At 40.2% G+C, this 7,562-nt stretch carries 6 protein-coding genes and 1 pseudogene; all 7 read right to left on the minus strand.

Annotation, left to right across the window (positions count from 1 at the left end; all coding sequences use genetic code 11):
• Positions 1-217 (minus strand): annotated as a pseudogene (locus QZ158_RS06905) (30S ribosomal protein S4); the annotation flags it as partial.
• A 581-nt stretch (positions 218-798) separates the two neighbouring features.
• A complete protein-coding gene (locus QZ158_RS06910; RefSeq protein WP_048715069.1) occupies positions 799-1,071 on the minus strand; it encodes a Veg family protein in 273 nt (90 codons plus the stop codon).
• A 3-nt stretch (positions 1,072-1,074) separates the two neighbouring features.
• Positions 1,075-2,430 (minus strand): replicative DNA helicase, encoded by a 1,356-nt coding sequence (dnaB, locus tag QZ158_RS06915; protein ID WP_293887002.1) that lies wholly within the window; start codon positions 2,428-2,430, stop codon positions 1,075-1,077.
• A gap of 24 nt (positions 2,431-2,454) precedes the next feature.
• Positions 2,455-2,907: a 50S ribosomal protein L9 gene (rplI, locus tag QZ158_RS06920; protein ID WP_048690977.1), complete on the minus strand. Its 453-nt coding sequence runs from the start codon at positions 2,905-2,907 to the stop codon at positions 2,455-2,457.
• The gene (locus QZ158_RS06925; protein ID WP_293887005.1) at positions 2,904-4,901 is read right to left on the minus strand and encodes a DHH family phosphoesterase; all 1,998 of its coding nucleotides are present in this window, start codon (positions 4,899-4,901) and stop codon (positions 2,904-2,906) included. The genes rplI and QZ158_RS06925 overlap by 4 nt, the downstream gene beginning before the upstream one ends.
• 192 nt (positions 4,902-5,093) lie before the next feature.
• Entirely contained in the window at positions 5,094-7,007 is a 1,914-nt protein-coding gene (mnmG, locus tag QZ158_RS06930; protein ID WP_293887007.1) for a tRNA uridine-5-carboxymethylaminomethyl(34) synthesis enzyme MnmG, read from the minus strand.
• Between the two features lie 8 nt (positions 7,008-7,015).
• The gene (locus QZ158_RS06935; RefSeq protein ID WP_293887009.1) at positions 7,016-7,471 is read right to left on the minus strand and encodes an NUDIX hydrolase; all 456 of its coding nucleotides are present in this window, start codon (positions 7,469-7,471) and stop codon (positions 7,016-7,018) included.
• Positions 7,472-7,562: the final 91 nt, after the last annotated feature.

A 7,562-nucleotide genomic window follows, 5' to 3' on the forward strand; every position in this document is an offset into this window, starting at 1 on the left:
CAAACAAGTTACGGAATTGTTTTTCACCTACACCGTAAGTGAAACGAAGTTTTTGTTTTTCAGCCAATTGCAAACCGTATTCTGACAATTTAGAACGGTTGTTTGGTCCGTGTTGTCCTGGTACGTAGTTACGACGTGCCAATTCTTTACCTGTACCTGTAAGTGACAAGCCAAGACGGCGAGATTGTTTCCAAGATGGTCCTGTATAACGTGACATTTGAAATGTCCTCCTATAAAAATAATTTTTTGTAGGAAATAACGTTTTAGACAAACCTGATTCGTTCAGAAAGCCTTCGCCCAAACAGCAAAGGTTACTTTTCTAGCTGGCTTCCTGTTGACGAGCTTCATTTTGTCCTGCTGTCATTTCGCACAAACTCTATTATACCACCAATACCAGCCCCTGTAAAGTTGCTTTCTCATTTTTTTGATTTCTTTCTATAAATGAAAAGCAAAATGAGGTTCTCTAGCTAGGGGCTTTCCAAATCACATATTTTGACTTAGATATACATATATTCACTCCCCTATCCTATCTGTTTACAGAAATCTTTACACCCGTATTTACAACCTGTCAATCATGATTGTTCTAATAACCTCCTAAGTTCCCCTATTTTAGTTATATAAAGAATATAGATGAGACTTCTCTTCAAAAGATCCTCCTGTCTAATATTGACAGATTTGATCGTAAAATTGACATCTTTATCAATCAATTTACACAACTAGTGTCTATGATATGTTCAGGTCATCAAAAAACCATCTCCAAGAAGAGACGGTTGGAAGTTGTAGCTTACCCTAGCTACATTAGTCTAAGTAATGAATCAAATTTTTCTCAGTTAAAATATCTGAGTAAGTATACGATTCAACATAGGTTGCTGCTGGTTCACCAGGTAAACTGTTTTCATTAGTGTATTCAATAATAAACAAAGAAGGATAAACTTCAATTAATCGACCAAACTTATTTTTTTGACGTTTACGACCATTTTCCAAGGTCATTTCCACAATTTGGCCTTCATGAGCCTTGATTTCTTCTTTGATTTTTTTCATTTTTGCTACATCTGTAAATGCATCACTCATCCATTATTCCTCTACTCTCTTTGATATGCTGGAAAACTTATTATATTCTTTCTGGAAGATTAACTCCACTGTTCCACGCGCTCCCGAACGGTTTTTTTCAATGATGACTTCAACCTTGTTATTCGGCAAGCCTTCTTCTTCCTCACCTGCACGTTCATAATAGTCATCACGGTATAGAAAGGCAACAATATCTGCATCCTGCTCGATGGATCCTGATTCACGGATATCAGATAGAACCGGTCGCTTATCTTGTCGTTGTTCGACTCCCCGAGATAGCTGACTAAGGGCAATCACAGGAACCTTCAATTCTTTCGCCAAAATTTTTAATTGACGAGAGATTTCTGAAACTTCCTGTTGCCGGTTTTCACGTCCAGTGCCTGTAATCAACTGCAAGTAGTCGATGAGGATCAAGCCAAGATTACCTGTTTCTTGTGCTAACTTTCTAGAACGAGATCGAATTTCTGTAATCCGAATACCAGGAGTATCATCTATATAAATGCTGGCATTGGCTAGATTTCCTTGAGCAATGGCATACTTCCGCCACTCATCATCCGTCAACTGACCGGTACGAATAGAATGAGACTCAATCAAGCCCTCTGCTGCCAACATCCGGTCCACCAAACTTTCAGCCCCCATTTCCAGTGAGAAAATAGCGACTGTTTTATCCAACTTGGTTCCGATATTCTGGGCAATGTTTAAAGCAAAAGCAGTCTTACCAACCGCTGGACGCGCTGCAAGAATAATCAACTCTTCTTCATGAAGACCTGTTGTCATATGATCAAGATCTCGATAACCTGTTGCAATCCCCGTAATATCCGTTGTCTGCAATGACCGAGTTTCAAGACTTCCAAAGTTGATATTTAGGATATCCTTGATATTCTTGAAACCACTTCGATTGGCATTTTCACTAACATCAATCAGGGCTTTTTCTGCGCCTGCAATAATCTCATCCGACGGACTTGCTCCATCATATGCTTGATTAATGCTCTCCGTTAAACGGGCAATCAAGCGTCTTAGAATTGCTTTTTCAGAAACAATCTTTGCGTAATATTCCGCATTGGCTGAGGTCGGAACAGAGTTGATAACTTCAGCTAGATAAGAGAGGCCACCGATATTTTGCAAGTCCCCTTGGCTATCTAAAATATTGCGAACGGTCGTCGCATCGATAGCATCTCCCCTATCTGCAAGGTCAATCATCGCCTTAAAAATTAACCGATGGGCATATTTAAAGAAATCTGCTGGCTCAATAAACTCACGAACAAAAACCAGTTTTCCCTCATCAATAAAGATGGCTCCTAAGACAGATTGCTCTGCTTGGATATCTTGAGGCTGGGTTCTTAATTCTTCTATCTCAGCCATAGTCATTCCTTTCTAACGATTTACTTAACCTTCGTTTACTCGAATTTGGATAATACCTGTAATATCCTGATAAATTTTAACAGGCACATCAATCAAGCCGACAGAGCGAATTGGAGAAGCCACTTGAATGTGACGCTTGTCGATTTTGATCCCAAATTGTTTTTGTAGTTCTTCTGCAATTTTTTTATTGGTAATCGAACCAAATGTACGTCCATCAGGACCAATTTTTTCTGTAAATTGGACAACAGTCGTTTCTTCTGCTAATTTCGCTTGAATATCTTTCGCTTCTGCAACTAGTTCCGCATGGGCTTTTTCTTCAGATTTTTGCTTACCGCGAAGCTCTCCAATCGCTTGGGCATTGGCTTCTTTGGCTAAATTCTTTTTAATCAAAAAGTTTTGAGCATAACCTGTTGGGACTTCTTTAATTTCCCCTTTTTTTCCTTTTCCTTTTACATCTGCTAAAAAGATAACTTTCATTCTTCTTCCTCCTTATCCTTTTGGACCTCTTCTTGAATACAGTCAATCAACTGGGTACGAACCTGATCGATGGTTACATCTGTCAATTGAGAAGCCGCCGAATTAAAGTGGCCTCCGCCTCCCATTTGCTCCATAATTTTTTGCACGTTGACTTTGCTTCTGCTTCGAGCTGAAATGGAAATGCTTCCTTGTTCATTTAGAGCAATAACAAAGGTCGCTTCAATTTTAGACATGGCCAACATACTATCGGCTGCTTTACTAATGGTAACCGTTCCATAAGGGACATCTGGTGCTCCTGTTGCCACAATAATATGTGGGAATACCATTTGACCATTTAGGATCAACTCATTAACTTCGCGGTACTCATCGAAGTTAATAGCTGAAATTTCCTGGATGAGGACACTATCACTACCTCGGCTTCGTAAATAACTAGCTACATCAAATGTACGGCTTGTTACGCGAACAGAGAAATTCTTAGTATCCAACATAATTCCAGCCATCAAAACACTGGCTTGTATCTTATTCAAGCGGTTCTTCTTAGAATTCTGGAACTGAAGCAATTCCGTAACCAACTCACTTGCACTACTTGCTCCACTTTCAATATAAGTGATCATGGCATTTTCAGGGAAGTCTTCATCCCGTCTATGGTGATCAATGACAATGACTTGGTGAAACTTCTCATACAAATCATTTGAAAGCGTGAGAGCTGTCTTCGAATGGTCTACCATAATCAAAAGGGATTGATCGGTTACCATCCGTAGAGCATCTGAAACCGTTACGAGTTTAGTCGCTCCATCTGATTGAATTTTTTCAACCGCTCTTTCGATATCCTGAGCCATAGACGTATCATCATAGACTGCATAAGAGCGTTCGTTGATATTGTTTGCAAATAATTGCATCCCAATCGATGCCCCCAAAGCATCCATGTCTAATTTTTTGTGGCCAACAACAAATACCTGATCAACCGATTTAATTTTTTCGGAAATAGCTGTCATCATCGCACGCGTTCGTGTACGGGTGCGCTTAATAGCAGAAGCAGTCCCACCTCCAAAGAAAATAGGATCCTTGCCTTCATCTTTTTCTTTTACAACTGCTTGGTCGCCCCCTCGGACTTCAGCTAAGTTTAGATTCGATAAAGCAACTCTACCGATTTCATCATGATTGCCATCTCCGTATGAGAATCCCATACTTACCGTAATGGGTAATTCACGATTTTTCGCTTCCTTACGGAATTGGTCAATAATAGAAAATTTGGATTCGATTAATTGTTCAAGAACGGTATAGTCGGTAAAAAGATAAAAGCGATCCATCCCGACTCTTCGGTAAAACATATGGTATTTTTCCGAGAATTCTTCAACAAAGTTTGCAATAAAGCCATTGATGCTACTGATATCCGAATCAGATACAACATCTTCTAAATCATCATAGTTGTCTACGGACATAATCCCGATGACTGGCCTAGTCGTTACAAGACCAACGTTGGCCTCATACTCACTAGACGCATCAAAAAAATAAACGACACTGGCCTGGGAATCTAGATAAACAGAATATTTCTTATCTCCAATGGTTGCATAATGGCCTTTCCCTTCAAAAGGAATCGCCAACACTTGTTGCAGGTATTCCACATCGAATTGCCCATCCTCAGTAGAGAAAATCAACTCCGCATAAGGATTGAACCATTCAACTTCATTGGTTTCACCGTTTACCTTGATTACACCAACTGGCATTTTATCCAGTAGCGAGGCCAATCCATTTTCAGCCTGATGATTGACATATTGAATTTGTTCTAGCTCATCCAATTCTACTTGCTTTAATTGATGAAGAAAGAGATAGATGACACCGGAAAGAATCAACAGAATCACAAATAAATTTGCAATTGTGCCACCCAATAATCTGGAACTGATGGCTAATATAATAAATGCTAACAAACCTACCATACAATAATGGATAGGAGTCATACGAAATTTTTTCATCATAAACCTCTGTTGGGCCATTATACCATAAAACATAAGAAAAAGCGAGGCCCGTCAAGCCTTTCCACCAAAGAAATAGCTGACAGGGATCAAGGTCCGGTCGCTCATTTGTCAAACGGTGTAAAGTATATTTACACTATTGTAAATATACAGTAAAACGAGAAAAGAAGTAGCTATTTGGCTACTTCTTCCACATATTTACATCCTAATAAGTTAGGATTCTTTTTCTTGATTCTTAGAAATACTTCGACTCTTGCCTTCAAGATACACCATCAAGATAGAAATGTCAGCTGGGTTGACACCTGAAATCCGGCTAGCTTGACCAATCGTTTCTGGATTAATCAACTTGAATTTTTGACGAGCTTCTGTTGCGATGGAGTCAATATCATCCCAGTCAATATTGGCAGGAATTCGTTTTTCTTCCATTCGCTTCATTTTTTCAACCTGATCTAAAGCTTTTGAGATATAACCCTCGTACTTAATTTCCGTTTCAATCAGCTCGATAATCTTATCATCTAGTTCTTCAGCTGCTGGTCCGATAAAGTTGACAACATCTTGATAAGATACTTCTGGTCTTCTCAATAATTCTTTGGCTGTGACAGCATCTGTCAATGGTTTAAAACCTAGCGCTGCAACCTTCTCGTTTGTTTCCTTTACAGGTTTTAGCTTGATACTGTCAAGGCGCTTCATTTCATTTTCGAACTGATACTTCTTGGTTTCAAAACGTGCCCAACGTTCATCGTCAACCAAACCAACCTCGCGACCGATTTCTGTTAAGCGCATATCTGCATTATCATGACGAAGAATCAAACGGTATTCTGCACGACTAGTCAACAGACGATAGGGCTCAACTGTTCCTTTGGTTACCAAGTCATCGATCATGACCCCAATATAACCATCACTCCGTTTCAAGATGAGCTCTGGTTTTCCTTGGATTTTTAGAGCAGCATTAATCCCTGCCACAATTCCTTGGCCAGCAGCTTCTTCATAACCAGATGTTCCATTGGTTTGGCCTGCGGTAAATAGACCTGAGATTTTCTTGGTTTCTAAAGTTGCCCGCAATTGATGTGGAAGGACCATATCATACTCAATTGCATAACCCGTTCGCATCATCTCAGCATTCTCCAATCCCTTAATAGAATGAACAAGATCTCGTTGCACATCCTCTGGTAAACTGGTTGACAAGCCTTGGACATAGACTTCTTCAGTATTGCGTCCTTCTGGTTCTAGGAAGAGCTGGTGGCGTTCCTTGTCCGCAAAGCGCACAATCTTATCTTCAATAGATGGACAATAGCGAGGACCAACTCCCTTTACAACACCTGTAAACATAGGGGCCCGGTGTAAATTACTGTTGATGATCTCGTGGCTGTGACTATTGGTATAGGTTAACCAACAAGGGATTTGATCCTTTAAATAATCCTCGTCACGCGAATTGTAAGAAAAGTGATTTGGATTCTCATCACCTGGTTGAATTTCCGTTTCTTCATAATTGATTGACGATGCCTTTACACGTGGTGGCGTACCTGTTTTGAACCGTCCAATTTCTAGTCCTAAGTTTTTGAGATTATCAGCCAAATTGATAGAAGCAAGGCTATGGTTAGGGCCTGATGAATACTTGAGATCCCCAATGATGATTTCTCCACGTAAAGCTGTTCCAGTCGTGACAATAACAGCCTTGGCCCCATATTCTTGATGGGTCGCAGTTCGAACACCAATAACCTTCCCATCTTCTACCAAAATTTCATCAATCATGGTTTGGCGAAGGGTTAAGTTTTCTTGGTTCTCAACTGTCTTACGCATTTCCTTAGAGTAGAGCTCTTTATCTGCTTGAGCACGAAGCGCACGAACCGCTGGTCCCTTTCCTGTATTCAACATCTTCATCTGAATATAGGATTTGTCAATATTCTTGGCCATCTCTCCACCGAGAGCATCTACCTCACGAACCACAATCCCTTTTGCAGAACCACCAATCGAAGGATTACATGGCAAAAACGCCAACATTTCTATATTGATGGTTGCAAGTAAAACTTTACAACCCATTCGGCTCGCAGCAAGGGAGGCTTCTACACCTGCATGCCCCGCTCCAATTACAATAATATCGTATTCTTCTATAAAATTATAAGTCATTTTTTCTCCTATTCTTTAAGATGGATGTGTCGTAACTGTCCGTCCCAATCTGGTAAGGCGGTTTTTAAAAATGCCGGCTTCAGATTTACAGTATGTAGTTCATCTAAAGCAAGCCACCGGCAAGGTAATGGATTCGCATCTTCTTGCATGGTTAACGGTGCATCTTCCAGCAAGTCCACTAAATAATGGAACTCGATATTATGATAGTGGACCCCAGCTTGTTCAAATCGATTTTCAACAATGAAAGCTAACTGAATAGCTCTAGATGCGACCCCAAGTTCCTCTTTTACTTCTCGAACTACGGCATCCTCCGTAGCTTCATCCACTTGAATGGCACCTCCGATTGTATAAAAACCATCCTCATCTTCAACGACTAACAAACGATTGTCTTTTACAATCAAAGCAGTCGCTCTCACACCAAAAACCATTTGGTTTAACTTGGTCCGAAAATCCTGTTCTTGCATGTAACTTCCTTTCGAAACGACACAAAAATAGTCAAAACTCTGAGAAGTGCAGGACAAAAAAGCCTGCAACATCCATGAGCTTTGACCATCA

The sequence above is a fragment of the Streptococcus sp. A12 genome (assembly GCF_905372335.1).
Taxonomy (GTDB): domain Bacteria; phylum Bacillota; class Bacilli; order Lactobacillales; family Streptococcaceae; genus Streptococcus.